The organism is Mesorhizobium sp. ES1-6, assembly GCF_020164775.1.
GTDB lineage: Bacteria > Pseudomonadota > Alphaproteobacteria > Rhizobiales > Rhizobiaceae > Mesorhizobium.
Map to the genome: position 1 here is coordinate 253,043 of NZ_JAIUGU010000007.1, position 21,197 is coordinate 274,239.

Below are 21,197 nucleotides of genomic sequence, written 5' to 3' on the forward strand. Positions count from 1 at the left end.
AATGCCGACAACACCTTGGCGGGTAAGAATTTGCCGCGTGCGGGTGGGGCAAGACTACCCGATTGGCCTACCCGGTCGCCCTACCCGAAAGGCTGCTTATGGGTGCGCTTTTCGCTCGAATAGAGCGCGACCGCCATGGCGCGGTTGCGGACATCCAGCTTGTCGTAGAGATTCTTGAGGTGGTATTTCACCGTGTTCTCCGAGATGCCGGTCCGGGTCGCGATCTGCAAATTGGTCCAGCCGTCGGACAGCACCGCCAGCAGTTCGCGCTCGCGCACCGTAAGCCGGGACAAAGGCGTGTCGTTGACCTTGTTGATGTCGATATAGGGAATGCAGATGCGGCCGTGCGCGACGGCCAGGATCGTGTCGAAGATGATGGCGGGATCGTCGAACTGGAAGCAGTAGCCCTGGGCCCCCAGGCGCACGCACTGTTTCAGGATGCCGATGTCGTGGTCGTTCGAAAAGACCGCGATGCGGACGTTGAGCTTGCGGCTCTGGACCTCGGCCAACACGTCGGCGCCATCCATATCGGCGAGCTTCCAGCCGATGACGGCAACGTCGAACCCGCCTTCGGCCGCCAGGTCCAGGAACTGCTTGCCACTCTGCGCCGTGCCCAGCAATTCGAAACGACCGTCGCATTCGAGCATTTCGCGCAGCGCCGATATGACGAGCGGATTGCGTTCGGCGACGACAATGCGCATGCGCCGGTCGCCGATTGCCTTGCTCGTTTTCCCGGGCTTGCTGTTCAAGGGCTGTTTTATCCCTGGCCGATTGCAAACATTGCTCATGCCCCAGCGCGAAGCCCTGGACCTGCATCATGACAATTCTGCCCTTACCGCGAAGACACGCTCTTTCCCCAGCGACATGCTCTGTCGCGCCCGCTGAACCGGGTTTCCGGGGTTTTTGACGGGGCGGACATTGCCAGGCCGGGCATAAGCGATACCTTTGTAAGGGCAGCGTTGAACGCGCGTTTCGTTTGATATTCCGCGCCTTAGGGGGATAAGTTCTCAAATCGAATCGTGTCTGTGCGCCCGCTGCATCGGATTTTTCGCGAAACCGGTTTCCGCTTTAAGGTCCGATGCACTAGAGCTGAGACGCAATTTTTCCGGAGTGGCGGGAGGCGCTGGTGGAGGACAAGCAGACGACCCCCGCCAAGGCGGCTGAAGACGCCCACGCCGATATCTATGGCGAGGACGGTGCCGTCCTTTCCTCCTTTCTTGCCCGGATCGGTGCCGCGATCGCCGACCGCGATACGCTGACCCTGAAGCGCGAAGTCGACGACCTGCATCAGTCGGAACTTGGCGATCTCATCGAGGCACTGCAGCCCGAACAGCGGCTTGCCCTGGTCGAGTTGCTGGGCGCCGACTTCGACTTCTCCGCCTTGACCGAGGTCGACGAGGCGATCCGCATGGATATCGTCGACAACCTGCCCAATGCGCAGATCGCGCAGGCGGTGCAGGAGCTCGATTCCGACGACGCGGTCTACATTCTCGAAGACCTCGAGCCGGAGGACCAGGACGAGATCCTGTCGCAGCTGCCGTTCACAGAGCGGATCAGGCTGCGCCGCTCGCTCGACTACCCGGAAGAGACCGCCGGACGGCGCATGCAGACCGAGTTCGTCGCGGTGCCGCCCTTCTGGACCATCGGCCAGACCATCGACTACATGCGCGAGGACAAGAACCTTCCCGAGCGCTTCAGCCAGATCTTCGTCATCGATCCGACCTTCAAGCTGCTGGGGGCAATCGATCTCGACCAGATCCTGCGCACCAAGCGCGCGGTCAAGGTCGAGGAGGTCATGCATGAGACGCGGCACGCCATCCCGGCCACCATGGACCAGGAAGAGGCGGCGCGGGACTTCGAACAATACGATCTCTTGTCGGCCGCCGTGGTCGACGAGAACGAGCGGCTGGTCGGCGTGCTGACCATCGACGATGTCGTCGACGTCATCCAGCAGGAAGCGGAGGAAGACCTGCTGCGCATGGGCGGCGTCGGCGACGAGGAGCTCTCCGACAGCATTCTGGCGACCTCGCGCTCGCGCGTTCCCTGGCTGCTCGTCAATCTGCTGACGGCGTTTCTGGCGGCATCGGTGATCGGCCTGTTCGACCATACGATCGAGCGGATCGTGGCGCTCGCCGTGCTGATGCCGATCGTGGCCGGCATGGGCGGCAATGCCGGTTCGCAGACCATGACCGTCACCGTGCGGGCGCTGGCGACCAAGGAAATCGACATCTACAATGCCGGCCGCATCATCCGCCGCGAAATGGGCGTCGGCTTCATCAACGGCATCGTTTTCGCCATTCTGATCGGCATCGTCGCGGCTGTCTGGTTCCACGATCCCAATCTGGGCGGCATCATCGCGGCGGCCATGATCATCAACATGTTCGTGGCCGCACTCGCCGGCATCCTGATCCCGCTGCTGCTCGATCGCTTCAAGGTCGATCCGGCGGTCGCTTCGGCTGTCTTCGTCACCACGGTCACCGATGTCGTCGGCTTTTTTGCCTTCCTCGGTCTCGCCACCTGGTGGTTCGGCGCCGGGTGAGTGGCTCAATTGACTTTTACGTAAATGCCGTGCGAGGCTTGTGCGGGGTGCCACGTCGATTCCGGCATGGCAAAGGGTTTGTTCGGGACGGAAGGGGACGCATGGCGATCACCCGGAATTCCGGCGTGGAGTGACAATGCGGGAATATTATTCGATCACTGAACTGACCCGCGAATTCGACGTGTCGACGCGGACGCTGCGTTTCTACGAGGACGAGGGGCTGGTGCAGCCGGTGCGGCGCGGCCGCACGCGTCTGTTTCGACCGTCCGATCGCCATCTCATCCGGCAGATCATGCGGGGAAAACGGCTCGGCTTCTCTATCAACGAGATCCGCGAGATTATTCAGATGTACAAGGAGCCGCCGGGCGAGGTCGGGCAGCTCAAGCTGATGATCAAGCGCATCGAGGAAAAGCGCGAGGATCTCCGGCAAAAGCGCCGCGACCTCGAGGAGACGCTGGCCGAACTCGACCAGGCCGAAGAGTCCTGCGTCGAGCGGCTGGTCGAGCTGGGTGTCAACACCTGAGCCTTCGGGCGTGCCGGCTGATCGCGGAAGTCTGCTGTCCTGCCGGCGACCACGCGCCGCCTCAAATCCAGCGCCGCACTCTTTTGGCGTAATCCCGGTATTTCTTGCCGAATTTCGCCGCCAGGATTTTTTCCTCGCCCTCGATCGCGACCTTCTGTGTCAGGAAGGCGGCGACGAAGGCAAGCAGGAAGAACCAGGCGATGCCCGAGACAAAGGCGACGCCGATCAGCATCAGCGTGTTGGCCAGGTACATCGGGTTGCGGGTGACGCCGAAGGGGCCTGAGGTGACGAGATGATCGGGCACGGCGTTGGGATTGAGCGTTGTCCTGGCCCGTATCATGGTGCGGATCGCGGTGAACCAGAGTACGGCGACGGCGAACAACGCCACCCAGCCGGCGGCAAACAGGATGTCGCCCAGGAGATCGCCGATCCAGGGCAGGGGGACGTAGAGGCCAAGCGCGACACTGATGAGGATGGCGGCGACGTAGATCACCGGCGGCCACGGTATCAGCCCAGGCTTCGGTTCGGTCCCAGGCTTCGGCTCGATCATTGTGTCCCTCCCTCCGTCATCTTGTCGTCGGTCTTGGCAGTGCATGTTGCTGCAAGATCGGACAGATGCGCCCTGAAGTCCGCAGTCTGGTCGTTGTTGAAGAGCCGATCAAGAGACGCTTCACCTTCGAGCGTCTCGAGCATGCAGCCGCAATAGCTCGAACAGAAGGTTGCGTTGCGCATCTGCTCGCACGAGCGCTGGCAGGTTTTGAGGAAATTGACCTGCGGGGTTTCGACCTGCGCCGGCATCACCTGCGAGAACAGCCAGACGCAGCCGATCAACAGCGGCTGGTGGATCAGGTAGAAGGCCAGGCTGTGGCGGCCGATGAAGACCAGCGGGTTCGACCAGCGTCCGGGCATCAGCTTCGCCAAACGCGCCCTTATGCCTGATGTGGACGCGAATTTCGCCACCGCAATGCCCGTAAGCACCGCGCCAAACCAGGGAAACAGCGGCACGTAATCGTTGGAGCGCGGATTGATCGCAGACAGGCCGATCCACCACAGCCAGGGATGATCGAGGGCCTCGAAGCGCAGGTAGACGGGTGCCGCGATGACGAGTGCCGCGACGACAAGCGTCAGCAGCGCCGGCAGGCGCAGGAAGACGAGCCCAAGCAGGCTGGCGAGCGCGATCTCGTGCAGGATGCCGAAAAAGATGAAACCGTCGGGCGTGGCGATGCGGGTAACGACGGAGATGGCGACCGCCGCGCCCGCAACCATGGCGAACCGCTTCCAGAAACCGTTCCAGCGGATTTGCCGGCCATGGGCGAGATAGAGACTGACGCCGACCAGGAACAGGAAGGTCGAGGCGATGCAGCGAGCGTAGAACTTCCACCAGCCGAAGGCGGTGAGGCCAGGATCGGTGTAGCCGAAGAATTCGAGATCCCAGGTGAAATGGTAGCTCGCCATCGCGATTAGCGCGATGCCGCGCAAGATATCGATGGCGACGATGCGCTTCGATGGCTCAGGGGCGGGTGCGGTCGGCGTGTGGATGCTCATGGTCTCGCGATCTGATTCAGCCTCTCCAAGACGACTATCACGGTTGCCCTGGATAGAAGAAGGCCGGTCGCCCTGGCCTGGGCGGCGCGACGGCGCCCGTGCCAGCCGCCGGGTTGGGCCAGCGCGGGAAAGCCTTTGACCGGCTTCGCTTTTGCCGGGCGGGCGTCGGTTTCGTCTTAATGGGCCTGAAATGCCCACGGCAGATTTGGTGCCACGATTCTGCTTTGGGGAAGCAATGTCCACCCATGTGCGTCATCCGATCTGGCTTCCGGCCCTCAAGGCCGCGGATGCGCGCACCTTCGCCTCGCTCTACGCGGTCGAATCCTTCGCCCGCGCCATGGTGTCGAGCGTCATCCCGATCCAGGCCTACGAAATCCTGCACAATGAGCAGATCGTCTCGATCCTCTACACGGTCGTGTCGCTGATCGGCCTGTCGGTGACCTTGTTCATGCCGATGCTGATCCGCCGCTTTGCCCGGCGCTGGGTCTACACGGCAGGCGCCTGCCTGCTCGCCATCGGTTCGCTGTTCTTCGTTACCCATACGCTCGCCGGGCAACTGGCCGGCATGTTGTGCCGCGTCATGGGCGCCAGCGCGCTGTCGATCACCCTCAACCTCTACATCATGGACCACATCCGCAAGACCGATTTCATGCAGGCCGAATCGCTGCGCATGGCGTGGTCGATGGTTGCCTGGACCTGCGGGCCGACGCTCGGCATCTTTCTTTACGCGCATTTCGGCATCTACGCCGCGCATGGCGCGGTGGCCGTGTTCGCGATCGCCTTGCTGGCCCTGTTCTGGTTCTATCGGCTGAGCGACAACCCGTCGATCCGTCCGGGCAAGACGCGGCCGGCCAATCCGCTCGCCAATATCGGCCGTTTCGTCGCGCAGCCGAGACTGAGGTTGGCGTGGCTGATCGCCTTTGGCCGTTCCTGCTTCTGGACGACGTTCTTCGTCTACGGGCCGCTGTTCATGGTCATCACCGGGCAGGGCGAATTGGCTGGCGGCCTGCTGGTCTCGGCCGGCAACGCGCTCTTGTTCATGGCGATCTTCTGGGGCAAGGCGGGCAAGCGCTTCGGCGGCCGGCGGACGATGACATTTGCCTATTTCGCCATGTCGGCGGCGCTGCTGGCCGCCGGCACGATCGGAGCGGCAGCGCCGTTGCTGACCGGCGCCTTCCTGTTGTGCGGCGCCTTCTTCACCATCGCGCTCGACGCGCTGGGCTCGACCGCCTTCATGCGCTCGGTGCGCTCCTATGAGCGGGCGCAGATGGCGGCGGTCTACCGCACCTATCTCGACTTTTCCGAACTGACGCCGCCGCTGGTCTATTCGGTGGTGCTGGCCTTCTTCGGGTTAGGCTCGGTGTTCGTCACGCTCAGCCTGCTGGCGGCGTTTTGCGGCTTCATGACTTGGCGCTACCTGCCGAAATCCCTGTAGGCATGTCGATATTCAGCTGATGCCGGCCTGATCTGAAACCCAACCTACCCTCATGTCACCGCAACATGGCGCTCGCGCACCCAATTGTGGAAGCGGTGCAACTCATATTCCTCGGGCATCAGCACGCCGGCCGTATGACGCATCGAGCGCAAGCCCCTCTGGTTCACCTCGCAGATGGCGGCGTCCTCTTCCAGCACCTGTGTGCCGAAGGCGACGATGTTGTCGATGTCGGTCGCGGCCAACGCCTCGGGCGCGAACAGCCACTCCGCGACAAGCTCGGTCTGTTCGGGACCGAGCGGCACCAGGCGCACGGTCCTGACATAGTCGACATGGCCGACGATGAACATCGAAGGCAGGCTGGTGGCATAGGTCTGGCCGGCGCTGCGTTCAGCCGGCGTCAAGTCCGGGAAGACCGGCCCATGCGCCTGGCCATCGCGCGACCATGTCTGCGCGCCAGCACGCAAGCCGCCGGAAAATTCCGGCGCGTCATTGTCGGCGTGGCGCACCCATTCGGGGTCGTCATGCCGGCTCATCAGACCGCGGCCATAGATCGGCACCAGCCGCGACAGATCCCTGTGAACACCCGGGCAATGCAGGCACTCGTTGAAGTTCTCCCAAAAGATCTTCCAGTTGCAGTGCATCACCTTGCGCAGCACATGGCCTGAGACCAGCGATTCGAGCGGCCAGTTGCCCAGGTTGCCGGAAGCGGGATCGAAGGAGGATTGCGCCGAGCCGTCCGCGTCTTCCCGCAGATTGACGAAGACGAAACCCCGCCACACCGAGAGCGCGACGCGGTAGAGCGGGTGATCGGCCTTGTCGAAGCCGTCGGGCAGCGATTTCGACGGCACGCGCACAAGATCGCCGCGCAGCGAGTAGGACCAGGCGTGATAGGGGCAGGTGATCAGCCGTGCCTTCAGCCGGCCTTCGCTCTCCTGGCAAAGCTGCGAGCCGCGATGGCGGCAGGTGTTGTGGAAGGCGCGCAGCTCGCCAGTGTCGTCGCGCAGCACGAGGATGTCCTGCGTGCCGATGCGGAATCGGCGAAAGGCCAGCGGCTGGGCCAGATCGGCCTCGCGGCAGACCAGCAGCCAGCTTCTGTACCAGATCGCATCGAGATCAAGCTGATAGTTCTGCTGGTCCCAATATGCCGATGAGGGCAGCGTCGGCTCGGTTCGAGTCAGGCCGTTATAGGGATCGCGCTCGCTGGCATTGGGCTGCATGGCTGGCTTCCTGTGAGGGTTGCCAGCCGACACCCGGCCATGAAGTTTGTCAATCAGGGCGGGATGGGAACGGTTTTGCCGATACGACGCTCCTGCGCTGTCGGCTGTCGGAATTTGGTTTGCCGCGCGCGGCGAATTTCCCTATAGTCACCAACGTCGTCGGTTCCTTTTTTTGGAACCAAGAGGGAATGCGGTGCGGGCGAGGTTTCGCCCAATGCCGTGGCTGCCCCCGCAACTGTGTGCGGTAGTCCTCTCCATATGCCACTGAAGGTTTTTCTTCGGGAAGGTGGGGAAGGGCGCTGATCCGCGAGCCAGGAGACCTGCCGGCGGCGAAAAGACTGACTTCTATGCCCTCGGGTGGAGGGCGAAAGGACAAGACATGACCACTGCTACCGTCTCCCTCGGCGCCTCCGTCTCCTCGCAGTCGCGCTTCATGCAGCTCGCGCTCGCCGCGCTGCTCGGCATCTTCGTCGTCGGCTTCGTCGGCTTCTCGCATATCGACGCGGTCCACAACGCCGCCCACGACTACCGCCATTCGATGGCCTTTCCCTGCCACTGATAGGGATCTGACATCATGAACCTTTTTCGCAACGTCGTGTTCGTCGCGGCGATCGCGGGGCTCGTGGCCGGCGTCGTTCTCGCCTGCATGCAGGCCTATGCGACCGTTCCGCTGATCCTGAAAGCGGAAGTCTACGAACAGGCCGGCGGCGGCCATCACCATGACCATGGCGCGGCACCCGCCGCGACCGATACCAACGCCATGAGTACAATCGCCCCGGCAGGCAATGCCATGAGTTCGGCCGCGCCGGCGGCGGAAGCAGCCGCTCCGGCGGCGGAGGATGAAGGCTGGGCGCCGGCCGACGGCTTCGAGCGGTTCGCCTTCAGCGTGCTTGCCAACATCGTCACCGGCATCGGCTTCGCGCTGGTCCTGGTCGCGGTTTCGGAATTCGCCGGCGGCATCGGCACCTGGCGCCAAGGCGTGTTCTGGGGCCTGGCCGGCTTTGCCGTGTTCACGCTGGCGCCCGGCCTCGGCCTGCCGCCGGAACTGCCGGCAATGCCCGCGGCCGAACTGCTTCCGCGGCAGATCTGGTGGACCGCGACAGTCGTGGCGACCGCGATCGGCCTCGGCCTGATCGCCTTCCGCAAATCGCTGCCGCTGGCCATCCTTGCCGTCCTGCTGATCGTCGCGCCGCATATTGTCGGCGCGCCGCAGCCAGACAGTTTCGAGACACCGATCCCGGAGGGCCTGCATCATCAGTTCGTGGTGGCGGTGACGGTGACCAACCTGGTGTTCTGGCTTGTGCTCGGCGCGGTCGTCGGCGTGGTGCGTGGGCGCTTCACAGGCACGGCGACCGGTCTGCGCGACAGCTTTGCCTGATCTGGGCAAGCTGACCTTCATCATAGGTGGTGCGCGCTCAGGCAAGAGCGCGCACGCCGAAACCCTGGTGGCGGCATTGCCCTCGCCATGGGCCTATATCGCCACCGCGCAAGCTTACGATGACGAGATGCATGAGCGCATCGCGCTGCACCGCTCGCGGCGCGGCGAGGGCTGGCAGACCATCGACGCGCCGCTCGATCTTGCCGAAGCGCTTGAGGCGTTGCCGGACGGTCAGCCGGTGCTTGTCGACTGCCTGACGCTGTGGCTGACCAATCACATGCTGGCCGATCACGACGTCGACGCGGTTTGCCGACGGTTGGCGGACGTGCTGTCACGGCCGCGCGGGCCGTGGTTCGTGGTGTCGAACGAGGTCGGCCAAGGCATCGTGCCCGACAATGTACTGGCGCGGCGGTTTCGCGACGACGCCGGCCGGCTCAACCAGCGGGTCGCCGCGGTCGCCGATACGGTGCTGCTGATGGTGGCGGGACTACCGCTCAAGGTGAAGTGAAATGACTGACATCGACGACAAGGACGCCAAAGATCGGGATGAAGAACGCCATCGCGCCAAGATGGCCAAGCGCAAGGCCGTGCAGGACGCCGAGGTGGCGGGTAAGACGATCGAGAAAGGTCTGCTCATCGTCAACACCGGCCCCGGCAAGGGCAAGACCACGGCTGCCTTCGGTCTCGCGCTGCGCATGCTCGGCTACGGCAAGCGGGTCGGCGTCGTCCAGTTCATCAAGGGCAAATGGCACACCGGCGAGAAGGACGCTTTCGCCGCCTTCGGCGACCGCGTCGTCTGGCACGCGATGGGCGAGGGCTTCACCTGGGAAACGCAGGATCTGAAGCGCGACATCGCGGCCGCCGAGGCCGCCTGGGCCAAGGCGCTGGAATTGATCGACGATCCCTCGATCAGCCTCGTCGTGCTCGATGAACTCAACATCGCGCTGCGCTACGACTATCTCGATCTCGACAAGGTGGTGGGTGCGCTCAAGGTCCGCCGCGAGGGCCTGCATGTCGTCGTCACCGGCCGCAACGCCAAGCCGGCCTTGGTCGAGGCCGCTGATCTTGTCACCGAGATGGGACTGACGAAGCACCATTTTTCCGCTGGCGTAAAAGCGCAGCAGGGCATCGAGTTCTAGAACGCCATGACCGCGATCACCGCGACCAGGCCAAACAGGCCAATCAGCAAATAGTCGGCGACACGATAGAGTTGCAGCGCCCGCCTGATGTCGCCGCTGTCGACGTCGCGGCGGCCGCCTTCGCCCATGAAGATATCGTCGACCACGACGCCGCCATAGCTGCGCGGTCCGGCGAGCGCGAGGCCAAGCGCACCGGCCATGGCCGCTTCGGGCCAGCCGGCATTGGGCGAGCGGTGTTTTTTCGCGTCGCGCCATACCGCCTGCCAGGCATTGCCGGGGTCGGCATCCTTGACCAGGAAAGCCGCCAGCACGATCAGCAGCGCCGTCAGCCGTGATGCCGGCAGGTTGATCCAATCGTCGAAGCGCGCCGCCGCCCAGCCGAACGCCTCATGGCGCGGAGTGCGGTGGCCGATCATCGAATCGGCGGTGTTGGCGGCTTTGTAGGCAGCACCGCCAGCAAGGCCACCGACACCGGTCCAGAAGGCAGGGGCGACGATGCCGTCGGAGAAATTCTCCGCCAGGCTCTCGATCGCCGCGCGGCAGACGCCGGCGCGGTCCAGCGTTTCGGGATCGCGGCCAACGATCCGCGACACGGCGGCCCGGCCCATATCGAGTCCGCCACTGTCGAGCGCGTCGGCGACGGCTTCGACATGTTCATAGAGGCTCTTCTGCGACAGAAGCGATGTCGCCAGAAAGACGGCAATGATCAATCCCAAGGGGACGAACCAGAGCAGGACAAGCTGTAGGCAAAGACCAATCACCGCCGGCACCAGCACGATGACCAGAAGCGCCTGGACACCACGTTGGCGACGCAGCGCGTCGGGATCAGTGGCGCGGTTGAGCCTGACATCGAGAAAGGATATCAGCCTGCCGAACCATGTTACGGGATGGCCGATGGCGCGAAACAGCCAGTCTGGATAACCCAGGACGAGTTCGACGGCCAATGACAGGAAAGCGATCAGAACTGACATGAAGCTTCTTGAAGGAGCGGTGGACCATGGGGGAAGTCTTGGCCGGGCAAGGGCGCTTTTCCCCAATGCCGTGCTGCCTTTCGTCGACCTCTCGACCGGTATCAATCCGCACTCCTACCCGCTTTTCGACCTGCCCGCCACCTCCCTGTGGCGATTGCCGGAGGCCGCGCGCAGCGTTGAGCTAATAGAGATCGCGGCCAGCACCTATGGCGCGCCTTCCCCAGACAACGTCGTGGCGGCGCCTGGCACGCAGATTCTGCTGCCGCGCGTGGCATCGCTGGTGCGGCCCGGAAAGGCATTGGTGCTGGGGCCGACCTATGCCGAACATGCGCGAGCCGCGGCGATTGCCGGGCACGAGGTGGCCGAGGTCGGCGATCTCGCGACGCTTGTCGACGCCGATCTCGCCATCATCGTCAATCCGAACAATCCGGATGGGCGCGTCATCGAACGTGACCGGCTGCTGACGCTGGCCGCCAAACTGCGCGCCAAGGGCGGGCTGCTGGTCGTCGACGAGGCGTTCATGGATGTCGGCCCGCGCGAACACAGTCTCGCCGGCGACGTCCCCGAGGGCGGCATCGTCGTGTTGCGTTCATTCGGAAAGTTCTTTGGCCTGGCCGGGTTGCGGCTTGGGTTCGCGCTTGCCGATGCGCCGACTGTCGAGCGGCTGGAGACACAATTCGGGCCGTGGGCCGTCGCCGGGCCGGCGTTGGAATACGGCATCCGCGCGCTTGCCGATATCGACTGGCAGGATGCGATGCGGGCGTCGCTGGCGGATGCGGCGGCGCGGCTCGACGCGTTGTTCGGCCGCTTTGGCGCGCCTGTTGTGGGTGGCACCACATTGTTCCGCTATCTCAGCCTGCCCGATGCCGACGGCCTGTTTTCCGCGCTTGGCGAGAGCGGCATCCTGCTTCGGCATTTTGCCGATCGGCCTGATGTCTTGCGCGCTGGTCTGCCGGGGAGTCAGGGGGAATGGCAGCGGCTCGAATCCGCCCTTGCCGAATGGGCGTTGTAGCGCGAGAATCGATCGAAGGGTTCAAAACGATGATCCATGTCTGCTCGCTGGCGAAGATCGATGAAACCGTGGCAAGGACCGGTGCCGGCCACATGCTGTCGCTGCTCTCTGTCGGGACCGATGTGACGCGTCCGGCCTCGATCCCGAGGGAAAACCATCTCCATCTGGTCATGCATGACATCGCGGTCGCGCAGGACGGCATGACCATGCCTGGCGAGGAGCATGTTCGCAATTTGCTCGACTTCGCGCGCCGCTGGGACCGGGCCAGGCCGATGGTCGTGCATTGCTACGCCGGCATCAGCCGCTCAACGGCGTCGGCCTACATCATTGCCGCCGCACTGGCGCCGAAACGCGACGAGGCCGAACTGGCCCGAACGCTGCGGGCGCTGTCCCCCTCGGCGACACCCAATCCACGGCTGATCGCGGTGGCGGACACGTTGCTCGAGCGCAATGGCCGCATGGTCGAGGCGATCCAGTCTATCGGGCGCGGGGCGGATGCGTTTGAAGGCACGCCGTTTGGGCTGAAGATCGACGTGTAGCCCTTCGACCTCGTGATTTTCGCCGACTCCAGTTTGTTGGTCAGGCGCCATCTGTCGTTCGTTCTGTCGGACTGATGCGCCATTCCAGGGTGGGGCGAAGCCTCGTCTTTCGTCATCCTATGGCGGAGCAAGGAGCGAAGCGACGCGGCGCAGACCATAGGATCCATGCCGGGACTCGGAAGCGCTGCGACGGTGCAGAATTCTGCGCCGCTGCACTCTGCGGCTGAGGTCGCGGCATGGATCCTCGGGTCTCCGCGACGGAGCTTCGCTCCTGCTTCGCCCGTGGATGACGAAGTTGGGGAGGCTTCTGCCCACCCTGGAAGGGCGAGACGTGGCATCGAACGATGGCTACTTCAACCACTCCGCGAGCTTGGCCTTGCGCACGTCCCGCAGCAGGCTGATGAACCCGTCGGCCTGATGCTCCGCGGTCAGCCGACCTTTCTCGGCTGTCGCGATGCTGGCGTCGCCGACCACGCCGTTTGGGTTGAGATCCCCAGCGATCCAGGCGAAGGCATGCGTGCCGGTATGACGCAGCAGCGTGAAGTCCTTCTCGGCCTTGGCGACGTTGGAAATGAAATTGTCGGCTTTGCCCATGTCGACAAGGTCAGGCCGGAAATGCAGCATCAAGGAGGTCTCGACATCGCCGCCATGGATGCCGTGGCGGTCCTCAAGCTCGGTGTACATACCGGCCGGGCGGCCGAAGCGCTGCCAGCTCGTCTTCACCGCCAGCATATTCTCGCGCACGCGCAATTCGCGCGTGACGATGCCCATGATCTCCTCATTGCCGCCATGCGAGTTGACGACGATGAGCTTGCGCACGCCGGCGCGCGCGATCGAAAGGCCAAGCTCCGTCCACGCCTCGACCAGCGTCGTTGCCGGCAAGGTCAATGTACCGGGCGCGTGCAGGTGTTCGTTCGACTTGCCCACCGCCTGGACCGGCAGGATGCGGATGTCGAGATCGTCGGGCAGGCGGGCGATCACCGTGTCGAGCATGCCGTTCATGATCGAGGTGTCGGTCGACACAGGCAGATGCGGCCCGTGCTGCTCGATCGCCGCCAGCGGCAGCACCGCTATCGTCGCCTCGGGATCGATCGAGGCGTATTCCGATGTCCGGTAATCGCCCCACCACGCGCGTCTTTTTGTCTCGTTCATTTTGTGCCTCGACGGAACTGATTTGGCGTCGGCGCTGCCCCTCACCCTTACCCTCTCCCCGTGAAGAACGGGGAGGGATCGCCAGCGTTGGAGCCAGACCCTTCTCCCCGTCACTATACGGGGAGAAGGTGCCGGCAGGCGGATGAGGGGCGGCGCCAACCCCGATAGTTTGACCTTAGACCATCGGCCCGTCGAATCGTAGCGCTAAGCCGGCGCTTCTCACCCGGCCGCTATGGCTTCGACCTCGACCTTGAATTCGGGCCGGGCGAAGCCGGAAACGATCATCAGCGTCGAGGCGGGCGCCGGGCTGGAAAACAGCCGGTCGCGGACATCCATATAGGGCCGCAGATGCGCGCGGTCGGTGACATAGGCGTTGATGCGCACGATATCGCCGAGCCCCAGCCCGGCCTCACCGAGGATGGCGGCGATGTTCTGGAAGCAGAGTTCGGCCTGCGCGCCGGCGTCTTCAGGGATCTGGTCGTCCGCCGTGATGGCGACCTGACCCGAGCACAGCACCAGCCGCTTGCCGGCAGGCACCTCGACACCGTGGCTGTAGCGGGCAAAGGGCGGCTTGATCGACTTCGGGGTGAGAAACTTGAACATGGCAATCTCCTGATACCGTCACTTAAGACCGGATCCGCCACACCCTCAAGATGGCGGTGCATGTTGCCGGAGCGATTGTGGACAGGCGTTCAAAAAATAGGCACGATGCCTCCGGTGCAGCACGACCTTTCCGGCTTTTGCAGATGGCTGTGGTGCAGGCGGGCGGGTCCCGGCGCGCGACGCCGGTGGCATGTGTCTTGCTTCTTGAATCTTTGGTGTCCAGCACGGCGCACGACGCGCCGGAGCGAAAAAGGGTGGTGTCAATGTACTTGAAACAGAAGATTTCGGTGGCGGTGGTGGCCCTGCTTGCGGCCAGCACGCTGGGCGCTGCGGCGAATGAGAAAGTCACCTTCGGCACCAACTGGCTCGCCGAGCCGGAACATGGCGGCTATTACCAGGCCGTGGCGGACGGCACCTATGCCGCCTGCGGCCTCGACGTCACCATCATGCCAGGCGGCCCGCAGGTCAGCGGCCGGCCGATGCTGCTCGCCGGCAAGATCGATTTCTACATGGGCGGCAATCTGCTGTCGGCCTTCGATGCCGTCCAGCAAGGCATTCCGATGCGCGTGGTGGCCGCCGACTTCCAGAAGGATCCGCAGGTCATCATGTCTCACCCGGGCGAGGGGCTCGACAAATGGGAAGACCTGAAGAACGCCGAGCAGTACATATTGGGTGACGAAGGCGCGCAGACCTTCTTCCAATGGATGGTCATCGAGCTCGGTTTCGACGCTTCAAAGCGCGTGCCCTACACCTACAACACCGCTCCTTTCCTCGCCAACAAGAAGTCGATCCAGCAGGGCTACGTCACCTCGGAGCCGTTCGCGGTCAAGAAGGAAGGTGGCTTCGTGCCGAACCAGTTCCTGCTCGCCGACTACGGTTGGGATACCTATTCGACGACGATCGAGGTGATGCAGGACACGATCGACAAGAAGCCCGAGATGGTCCAGTGCTTCGTCGATGGCTCGGCCAAGGGCTGGTACAAATATCTCTACGGCGACAACAAGGCCGCCAACGACATGATCAAGAAAGACAATCCTGACATGAGCGACGAGCAGATCGCCTTCTCGATCGAGCAGATGAAGAAGTTCGGCCTTGCCGATTCCGGCGACACCGAGAAGCTCGGCATCGGCGCCATGAAGGAAGAACGTATCAAGAGCTTCTACGACAAGATGGTCAAGGCCAAGGTCACGCCCGCAGGCATCGACATCACGAAGGCCTACACGCTGGCCTTCATCAACAAGGGTGTCGGGCTCGACCTGAAGAAATAGGCCGGCCCCGGCATGACCAGGGAAAAGATGGCGCAAGCGCCAGCCTCGGATGTTGCTCCGACCTTGCTGGCGTTGCGTGGCGTCGGCAAGGTGTTTTCCAACGGCGTGACGGCGCTGAGCGACGTCGACCTGACGATCCGGGAAGGCGATTTCCTCAGCCTGCTCGGACCGTCCGGTTGCGGCAAGTCGACGGCGCTGCGGCTGATCGCCGGCCTGTCGACGCCGACGTCAGGCGTGCTCGACTGGCGCGGCGGCGGCTCGCTCGACCGCGCCAATATCGGCTTCGTCTTCCAGGAGCCGACGCTGCTGCCGTGGGCCAGTGTCTTCGACAATGTCTGGCTGCCCCTCAGGCTGAAGGGCATTTCTCGCGCCAAGGCCGCACCAGCGGTGAAGGAAATGCTGGAAAGGGTGCACCTCACTGGCTTCGAGGATGCCGTGCCGCGCGAACTGTCGGGCGGCATGAAGATGCGCGTCTCGATCGCGCGGGCCATGGTGACCAAGCCGCGCGTGCTGTTGATGGACGAGCCATTTGCAGCGCTCGACGAGATCACTCGCTTCAAGCTCAACAACGACCTGCTTGAACTGTGGCAGGACGAGCGCTTCACCGTCGTCTTCGTCACCCACAGCGTGTTCGAAAGCGTGTTTCTCTCGAACCGGGTCGTCGTCATGGCGGCACGGCCGGGCAGGGTGTTCGACGAACTTGCCATCGAGGCGGCCTATCCGCGCGACGAGGCGTTTCGCACGTCGCCGGATTATGCGGCGCTCTGCCGGCAGGCCTCCGACGTTCTGGTCAATGCCATCAATTCAACCGCGGGCGCGCATCATGACGGTCATTGACGAAGGGGTGCTCAAACTTGACCCCGAGGAAGCACGGCGGGTGCGTCAGGAGCGGTTCGAGCGCATCGGCCGCTGGGTGCTGCCGCTGGCGATCATGATCCTGGCGATCTGGCTGTGGGACCGCATCTGCGTCTGGAACGGGATTCCACAATACATACTGCCGCGCCCCGGTGTGGTGCTGTCGACGCTCTACAACGATGCCGGCCTGCTGTTCTCGGCGCTGCTGGTCACCTTGCGCATCACCTTCCTCAGCCTGCTCCTCGCGGTCGTCGGCGGCGTCGGCCTGGCGGTGTTGTTCGCGCAGTCGAAATGGGTAGAGATGTCGTTCTTCCCGTTCGCCATCGTGTTGCAGGTGACGCCGATCGTGGCGATCTTTCCGCTGATCAACATCTATGTCGACAACCAGACGACCAAGCTCCTGCTGTGTGCCTGGATCGTCGCTTTCTTTCCGATCCTGTCCAACACCACGCTTGGCCTCAACTCCGTCGACCGCAATCTGCGCGACCTGTTCAAGCTCAATGGCGCGACGCGCTGGCAGCAACTGCGCTATCTCAGGCTGCCGGCGGCGATGCCGTATTTTCTCGGCGGGCTGAAGATTGCCGGCGGCCTTTCGCTGATCGGCGCCGTGGTGGCGGAGTTCGTCGCCGGCGCCACCGGCCAGTCGTCGGGGCTCGCCTCGCGCATCATCGAGGCAGGCTACCGGCTGAACGCGCCCAGGCTTTTCGCGGCGCTGTTCTTGATCTCGCTCACCGGCATCCTGATCTTCCTCGTGCTGTCGCTGATATCGCATCTCATTCTGCGGCGCTGGCACGAAAGCGCGCTGAAGCAGGAGCGCTAGTGCCTTGATACCAACCTCCGGTCCCTACCACCTGACCAATGCCCGGCTTCATGCGTCGCTGACGCCGAGCCTCGCCGCGCCGTTCGACCTCGACGGTTTCGCGCCGGCCGACATCATTGTCGTCGATGGCAAGATTTCCAGCATCGGCGCGCATGCCGCATCGAAGGTACCAGCCGGCGCCATCGACCTGGGCGGCCGTATCGTGCTGCCGTGTTTTGTCGATTGCCACACGCATATCGACAAGGGCCATATCTGGCCGCGAAAGCCCAATCCCGATGGCACTTTCATGGGCGCTTTGAACGCCACCGGCGCCGACCGCGTGGCCCGCTGGAGCGCCGAGGATCTTGCCAAGCGCATGGATTTCTCGCTGCGCTCGGCCTACGCGCATGGCACCAGGGCGCTCAGAACGCATATCGACAGCGTCGCCCCGCAGGAGGAGATCTCCTGGCCGGTGTTCGAGGCGATGCGCGAGGCATGGCGCGGCCGCATCGAATTGCAGGGCGCCTGCCTGCTCGGCATTGAGGGCGTGCGCGACAGGAAATGGTTCGACAGGCTGGCCAAACGGGTGGCCGCCGCCAAGGGCGTGCTGGGCGTGGTCACCTATATGGTGCCGGACCTGGAGGAGTTGCTCGACCACGTCTTCGCGCAAGCGATCAAGCATGGGCTCGACCTCGATTTCCACGCCGACGAGACCGACGATGTCGCCGCGATCTCGCTGAAGAAGATCGCCGAGGCAGCCCTATGGAACGGCTTCGAGGGCAAGATCCTCGTCGGCCATTGCTGCTCGCTGGCGCGGCAGCCAGATCTCGAAGTGCTGGACACGCTGGACAAGGCGGCGAAGGCCGGGTTGGCAATCGTGTCGCTGCCGATGTGCAATCTCTATCTGCAGGATCGACGGAGCGACGGCACCACGCCGCGCTGGCGCGGCGTGACGCTGCTTCACGAGATGAAGGCGAGAGACATTCCGGTGGCCGTTGCTTCCGACAACACGCGCGACCCGTTTCATGCCTATGGCGATCTCGACATGCTGGAGGTCTACCGCATGGCGACGCGCATCCTGCATTTCGACCATCCGGTCGCCGACTGGCCGCAAGCGGTCGCCGCGACGCCGGCCAAGATAATGCGGCTCGATGGCTTCGGCACGCTTGCCGCCGGCGGTGACGCGGATTTCGTCCTGTTCAAAGGTCGAAGCTGGACGGAATTGCTGTCGCGGCCCGAATCGGATCGCATCGTCGTGCGCGCCGGACGCGCGATCGACCGGCAATTGCCCGACTATGCCGAACTCGACGAGCTGATGGTGGCGAGCTGATGGTGGAATGATGGATGTTTCGGCACTCAAACGTGATCTCGACGGGATAAAACTCGACGATAATCCGGCGATCGTCCAGCAGAAGAGCCGCGACTTCTACTGGTATAGCCCGGTGCTGAAACGGCAGCTCGACCATGTCACCGGCGACCTCATCGTGACGCCGAAGAGCGAGGCCGAACTGATCCGCGTGCTGGCCGCCTGTCACCGCCATGGCGTGCCGGTGACGCCGCGCGGCAGCGGCACCGGCAATTACGGCCAGGCAATGCCGCTGTCGGGTGGGGTCGTGCTCAACCTCGCCGAGATGAACGAGATCAAGTCGATCGCGCCGGGCCGCGTGGTGACCGGGCCGGGCGCGATCCTGGCCGACATCGACAAGGCGACGCGGGCGCATTCCGGCCAGGAGCTCAGGCTGTCGCCCTCGACCTACAACACCGCCTCGATCGGCGGCTTCATCGCCGGGGGTTCGGGCGGCGTCGGCTCAATCAACTTCGGCGGGTTGCGCGATTTCGGCAATGTGCTGCGGCTGAGCGTGGTGACGATGGAGGCCGAGCCGAAAGTGCTCGAACTCACCGGCGAGGACCTGCACAAGGTGACCCATGCCTATGGCACCAACGGCATCATATCCGAGGTCGAGATGCCGCTGACAGCGGCCTATGACTGGATCGACGTCATCGTCGGCTTCAACCAATTCATGGATGCGGCGCGCTATGGCAATGCGCTGGCCTGCCAGGACGGCATTCTGACCAAGCTGATCACGCCGATCGCGGCACCCGTGCCGCAACTCTATTTCAAGCGGCACCAGAAGTTTTTCAGGGAAGGGCAAAGCATCTGCGTCGTCATGGTTGCGCGGCATGGGCTGGACGCTTTTCTGGCCTTTACGCGCCGGGCTGGTGGCGAGGTTATCTACGACGCCGCCCTTGCCGCGCCGGAGGATAAAAAGGGCCTGCCGCCGGCCTATGAGCTGGCCTGGAACCACACGACGCTGAGGGCGCTGCGGGTCGATCCGTCGATCACCTATCTGCAATCGCTCTATCCTTTCCCGAACCAGCTGGCGCTGGTCGAGAAGATGGATGCGATGTTCCCTGGCGAGGTGTTCTCGCATCTCGAATTCGTGCGGCTGGATGGCAACATCACCTGCTTTGGCCTGCCGCTGGTCAAGTTCACCACCGAGGCGCGGCTCGACGAGATCATCCGCCTGCACGAGGACAATGGCTGTCCGATCTTCAACCCGCACCGCTACACGCTGGAAGAGGGCGGCATGAAGCAGACCGACGCCGTGCAGCTCGCCTTCAAGCGCGAGACCGATCCGCAAGGCCTGCTCAACCCCGGCAAGATGATCGCCTGGGAAAACCCGGACTACGACTACCGATCCGGCCGGACTTTTTTGTTCAAGGGGCTGCAAAAGGCGAGCTGATGACCAGCGTATGGCGCTGCACCCCCCTCTGGCCTGCCGGCCATCTCCCCCTCAAGGGGGGAGATTATTTGCTTCGCCGCTTTCGCCAATCTCCAACTCTGGAAAGACAGGTGCGGCCCAGAAGCTGCCAATCTCCCCACTTGAGGGGGAGATGCCCGGCAGGGCAGAGGGGGGCGTCTCGCGCTGACCTTCGGAATGTTCTCCCGTGAACATCCTCGTCCTCTACGCCCATCCGGTCGAGACCAGCTTCAATGCCGGTCTGCACCGGTTGATCGTCGAGCGGCTGACGGCGGCGGGGCATACGATCGATGATTGCGATCTCTACGCCGAGGATTTCGATCCGCGGCTGACGCGCGGGGAGAGGCTGGACTATCACAACCAGCGTGGCCCCGAGGATCCGGCGGCGCCTTATGTCGAGCGCCTGCTGCGCGCTGATGCGCTGGTGCTTGCCTATCCGGTCTGGAACTACGGCTTTCCGGCGATCCTGAAAGGGTTTTTCGACCGCGTTTTCCTGCCCGGCGTTTCGTTCAAGCTGGTCGAAGGCAAGGTGCAGCCGTCGCTGCACAACATCAGGAAGGTCGCGGCGATCACCACCTATGGCGGCAGCCGGTTCCGCGCCGTGCTGATGGGTGACCCGCCGCGCAAACTGATCAAGCGCATGCTGCGCGCAACCGTAAAACCCGGCGCGTCGGTGACTTACCTCGCCCACTACGCGATGAACCTGTCGACCGACGAAACGCGCAAGGCTTTCATGACGAAGGTCGCGGCCAGCATGGATGCGTTCTGATGCGTGTGCTTGTCGTCTATTGCCATCCGGTGCCAGAGAGCTTTTGCGCAGGGATTCGCGACACCGCCGTGGATGTGCTGACGCGGCGAGGCTGGGAGGTGCGGCTGCTGGACCTCTATGCGGAAAAGTTCGATCCGGTGATGGGCTGCGAGGAGCGGCGCAGCTACAACAACCAGGCGCCACAGGATCCGGCACTGAAACCGCATTTCGAGCTGCTCGCCTGGGCCGAGGCGATCCTGTTTGTCTACCCGACCTGGTGGTACGGCCTGCCAGCCATGCTCAAGGGCTGGCTCGACCGGGTGTGGGCGACCGACATCGCCTTCAAGCTGCCGGCGGGCAAGGGCGGGATCAAGTCGCTGATGACGCATGTCACCAAGGTTGGCGTCATCACCACCTGCGGTGCGCCGACCTGGTGGAGCGTCGTCGTCGGCCAGCCCGGCCGCAAGACCCTGCTGCGCGGCATGCGGGCGCTGTGCGCCAGACGCTGCAAGACGTTCTTCCTGGCACATTATCTGATGGACGCCTCGACGCCGGCGACGAGGGCGGCGTTTCTGGTGAAGGTGCGGGCGAGATTGGAGCGGTTTTAAGGGGATAGCGTCCTTCTCCCCGTTTACGCAGGGCTGTCCGGGGAAAGTATCTGGTGAATCGAAATGCCGCATGCGCATGCCCCGTGAGACGGTTGTTTTCCGTC

General features: G+C 63.7%; 23 protein-coding genes and 1 riboswitch. Of the genes, 16 read left to right on the top strand and 7 right to left on the bottom strand.

What is annotated here, in order from left to right:
- Positions 1-80: 80 nt before the first annotated feature.
- Positions 81-701 carry a response regulator transcription factor gene (locus LB564_RS19495; protein ID WP_224540211.1) on the bottom strand — a complete coding sequence of 207 codons (621 nt, stop codon included), beginning with the start codon at positions 699-701 and terminating at the stop codon, positions 81-83.
- 425 nt (positions 702-1,126) lie between these two features.
- Between LB564_RS19495 and mgtE the strand changes: the two genes are divergently transcribed.
- Together mgtE and LB564_RS19505 are read left to right on the top strand one after the other, a co-directional pair.
- The gene (gene mgtE, locus LB564_RS19500; RefSeq protein WP_140701756.1) at positions 1,127-2,539 is read left to right on the top strand and encodes a magnesium transporter; all 1,413 of its coding nucleotides are present in this window, start codon (positions 1,127-1,129) and stop codon (positions 2,537-2,539) included.
- Positions 2,540-2,675: 136 nt separating this feature from the next.
- Positions 2,676-3,062: a MerR family transcriptional regulator gene (locus LB564_RS19505; RefSeq protein WP_006203215.1), complete on the top strand. Its 387-nt coding sequence runs from the start codon at positions 2,676-2,678 to the stop codon at positions 3,060-3,062.
- Positions 3,063-3,123: 61 nt separating this feature from the next.
- On the opposite strand, the gene LB564_RS19510 is transcribed toward LB564_RS19505, so the two are convergent.
- Together LB564_RS19510 and LB564_RS19515 are read right to left on the bottom strand one after the other, a co-directional pair.
- Positions 3,124-3,612, bottom strand: a complete 489-nt coding sequence (locus LB564_RS19510) for a methyltransferase family protein (protein WP_140701755.1) — start codon at positions 3,610-3,612, stop codon at positions 3,124-3,126.
- The gene (locus tag LB564_RS19515; RefSeq protein ID WP_224540170.1) at positions 3,609-4,607 is read right to left on the bottom strand and encodes a DUF1624 domain-containing protein; all 999 of its coding nucleotides are present in this window, start codon (positions 4,605-4,607) and stop codon (positions 3,609-3,611) included. Before LB564_RS19515 ends, LB564_RS19510 begins: the two co-directional genes overlap by 4 nt.
- Positions 4,608-4,842: 235 nt before the next feature.
- Between LB564_RS19515 and LB564_RS19520 the strand changes: the two genes are divergently transcribed.
- On the top strand, positions 4,843-6,042 hold the full coding sequence (locus tag LB564_RS19520) for an MFS transporter (RefSeq protein WP_224540172.1): 1,200 nt from the start codon (positions 4,843-4,845) through the stop codon (positions 6,040-6,042).
- 50 nt (positions 6,043-6,092) lie between these two features.
- Here LB564_RS19520 and LB564_RS19525 read toward each other — a convergent pair whose 3' ends face one another.
- On the bottom strand, positions 6,093-7,259 hold the full coding sequence (locus LB564_RS19525) for an aromatic ring-hydroxylating oxygenase subunit alpha (protein WP_224540173.1): 1,167 nt from the start codon (positions 7,257-7,259) through the stop codon (positions 6,093-6,095).
- Between the two features lie 143 nt (positions 7,260-7,402).
- Positions 7,403-7,602: riboswitch (cobalamin riboswitch) on the top strand.
- 36 nt (positions 7,603-7,638) lie between these two features.
- On the opposite strand from LB564_RS19525, the gene LB564_RS19530 reads away from it, so the two are divergent.
- The 4 genes from LB564_RS19530 to cobO are packed head-to-tail and all read left to right on the top strand — an operon-like array spanning position 7,639 to position 9,776.
- Positions 7,639-7,818, top strand: coding sequence for a CbtB domain-containing protein (locus LB564_RS19530; RefSeq protein ID WP_127280551.1), 180 nt, complete (start codon positions 7,639-7,641; stop codon positions 7,816-7,818).
- A 15-nt stretch (positions 7,819-7,833) separates the two neighbouring features.
- Positions 7,834-8,637 (top strand): CbtA family protein, encoded by an 804-nt coding sequence (locus LB564_RS19535; protein WP_224540175.1) that lies wholly within the window; start codon positions 7,834-7,836, stop codon positions 8,635-8,637.
- Positions 8,630-9,145: a bifunctional adenosylcobinamide kinase/adenosylcobinamide-phosphate guanylyltransferase gene (gene cobU, locus LB564_RS19540; protein WP_224540177.1), complete on the top strand. Its 516-nt coding sequence runs from the start codon at positions 8,630-8,632 to the stop codon at positions 9,143-9,145. Before LB564_RS19535 ends, cobU begins: the two co-directional genes overlap by 8 nt.
- A gap of 1 nt (position 9,146) precedes the next feature.
- Positions 9,147-9,776, top strand: a complete 630-nt coding sequence (gene cobO, locus LB564_RS19545; protein WP_224540179.1) for a cob(I)yrinic acid a,c-diamide adenosyltransferase — start codon at positions 9,147-9,149, stop codon at positions 9,774-9,776.
- Here the strand turns inward: cobO and cbiB are convergent.
- Positions 9,773-10,747, bottom strand: a complete 975-nt coding sequence (cbiB, locus tag LB564_RS19550) for an adenosylcobinamide-phosphate synthase CbiB (protein ID WP_140701749.1) — start codon at positions 10,745-10,747, stop codon at positions 9,773-9,775. The two genes, cobO and cbiB, sit on opposite strands and share 4 nt — an antisense overlap.
- Here cbiB and cobD point away from each other — a divergent pair.
- Entirely contained in the window at positions 10,746-11,759 is a 1,014-nt protein-coding gene (gene cobD, locus LB564_RS19555) for a threonine-phosphate decarboxylase CobD (protein ID WP_224540181.1), read from the top strand. The genes cbiB and cobD overlap by 2 nt on opposite strands.
- 29 nt (positions 11,760-11,788) lie before the next feature.
- Positions 11,789-12,298, top strand: a complete 510-nt coding sequence (locus tag LB564_RS19560) for a tyrosine phosphatase family protein (RefSeq protein ID WP_224540183.1) — start codon at positions 11,789-11,791, stop codon at positions 12,296-12,298.
- Between the two features lie 348 nt (positions 12,299-12,646).
- Here LB564_RS19560 and LB564_RS19565 read toward each other — a convergent pair whose 3' ends face one another.
- Complete coding sequence (locus tag LB564_RS19565) at positions 12,647-13,450, bottom strand: creatininase family protein (protein WP_224540185.1); 804 nt, start codon at positions 13,448-13,450, stop codon at positions 12,647-12,649.
- Between the two features lie 219 nt (positions 13,451-13,669).
- A complete protein-coding gene (locus LB564_RS19570; RefSeq protein WP_224540187.1) occupies positions 13,670-14,053 on the bottom strand; it encodes a RidA family protein in 384 nt (127 codons plus the stop codon).
- A 263-nt stretch (positions 14,054-14,316) separates the two neighbouring features.
- Between LB564_RS19570 and LB564_RS19575 the strand changes: the two genes are divergently transcribed.
- The 7 genes from LB564_RS19575 to LB564_RS19605 all read left to right on the top strand — a co-directional run bounded on the left by LB564_RS19575 (position 14,317) and on the right by LB564_RS19605 (position 21,093).
- Positions 14,317-15,321 (top strand): ABC transporter substrate-binding protein, encoded by a 1,005-nt coding sequence (locus LB564_RS19575; RefSeq protein ID WP_224540188.1) that lies wholly within the window; start codon positions 14,317-14,319, stop codon positions 15,319-15,321.
- A 12-nt stretch (positions 15,322-15,333) separates the two neighbouring features.
- Positions 15,334-16,158: an ABC transporter ATP-binding protein gene (locus LB564_RS19580; RefSeq protein WP_224540191.1), complete on the top strand. Its 825-nt coding sequence runs from the start codon at positions 15,334-15,336 to the stop codon at positions 16,156-16,158.
- Positions 16,145-16,996 carry an ABC transporter permease gene (locus tag LB564_RS19585; RefSeq protein WP_140701742.1) on the top strand — a complete coding sequence of 284 codons (852 nt, stop codon included), beginning with the start codon at positions 16,145-16,147 and terminating at the stop codon, positions 16,994-16,996. Before LB564_RS19580 ends, LB564_RS19585 begins: the two co-directional genes overlap by 14 nt.
- A 4-nt stretch (positions 16,997-17,000) precedes the next feature.
- A complete protein-coding gene (locus LB564_RS19590) occupies positions 17,001-18,305 on the top strand; it encodes a cytosine deaminase (RefSeq protein ID WP_224540193.1) in 1,305 nt (434 codons plus the stop codon).
- 10 nt (positions 18,306-18,315) lie between these two features.
- Complete coding sequence (locus LB564_RS19595) at positions 18,316-19,719, top strand: FAD-binding oxidoreductase (protein ID WP_224540213.1); 1,404 nt, start codon at positions 18,316-18,318, stop codon at positions 19,717-19,719.
- A 205-nt stretch (positions 19,720-19,924) separates the two neighbouring features.
- Positions 19,925-20,506, top strand: coding sequence for an NAD(P)H-dependent oxidoreductase (locus LB564_RS19600; protein WP_140701740.1), 582 nt, complete (start codon positions 19,925-19,927; stop codon positions 20,504-20,506).
- A complete protein-coding gene (locus tag LB564_RS19605) occupies positions 20,506-21,093 on the top strand; it encodes an NAD(P)H-dependent oxidoreductase (RefSeq protein ID WP_224540195.1) in 588 nt (195 codons plus the stop codon). The genes LB564_RS19600 and LB564_RS19605 overlap by 1 nt, the downstream gene beginning before the upstream one ends.
- Positions 21,094-21,197 lie beyond the last annotated feature (104 nt).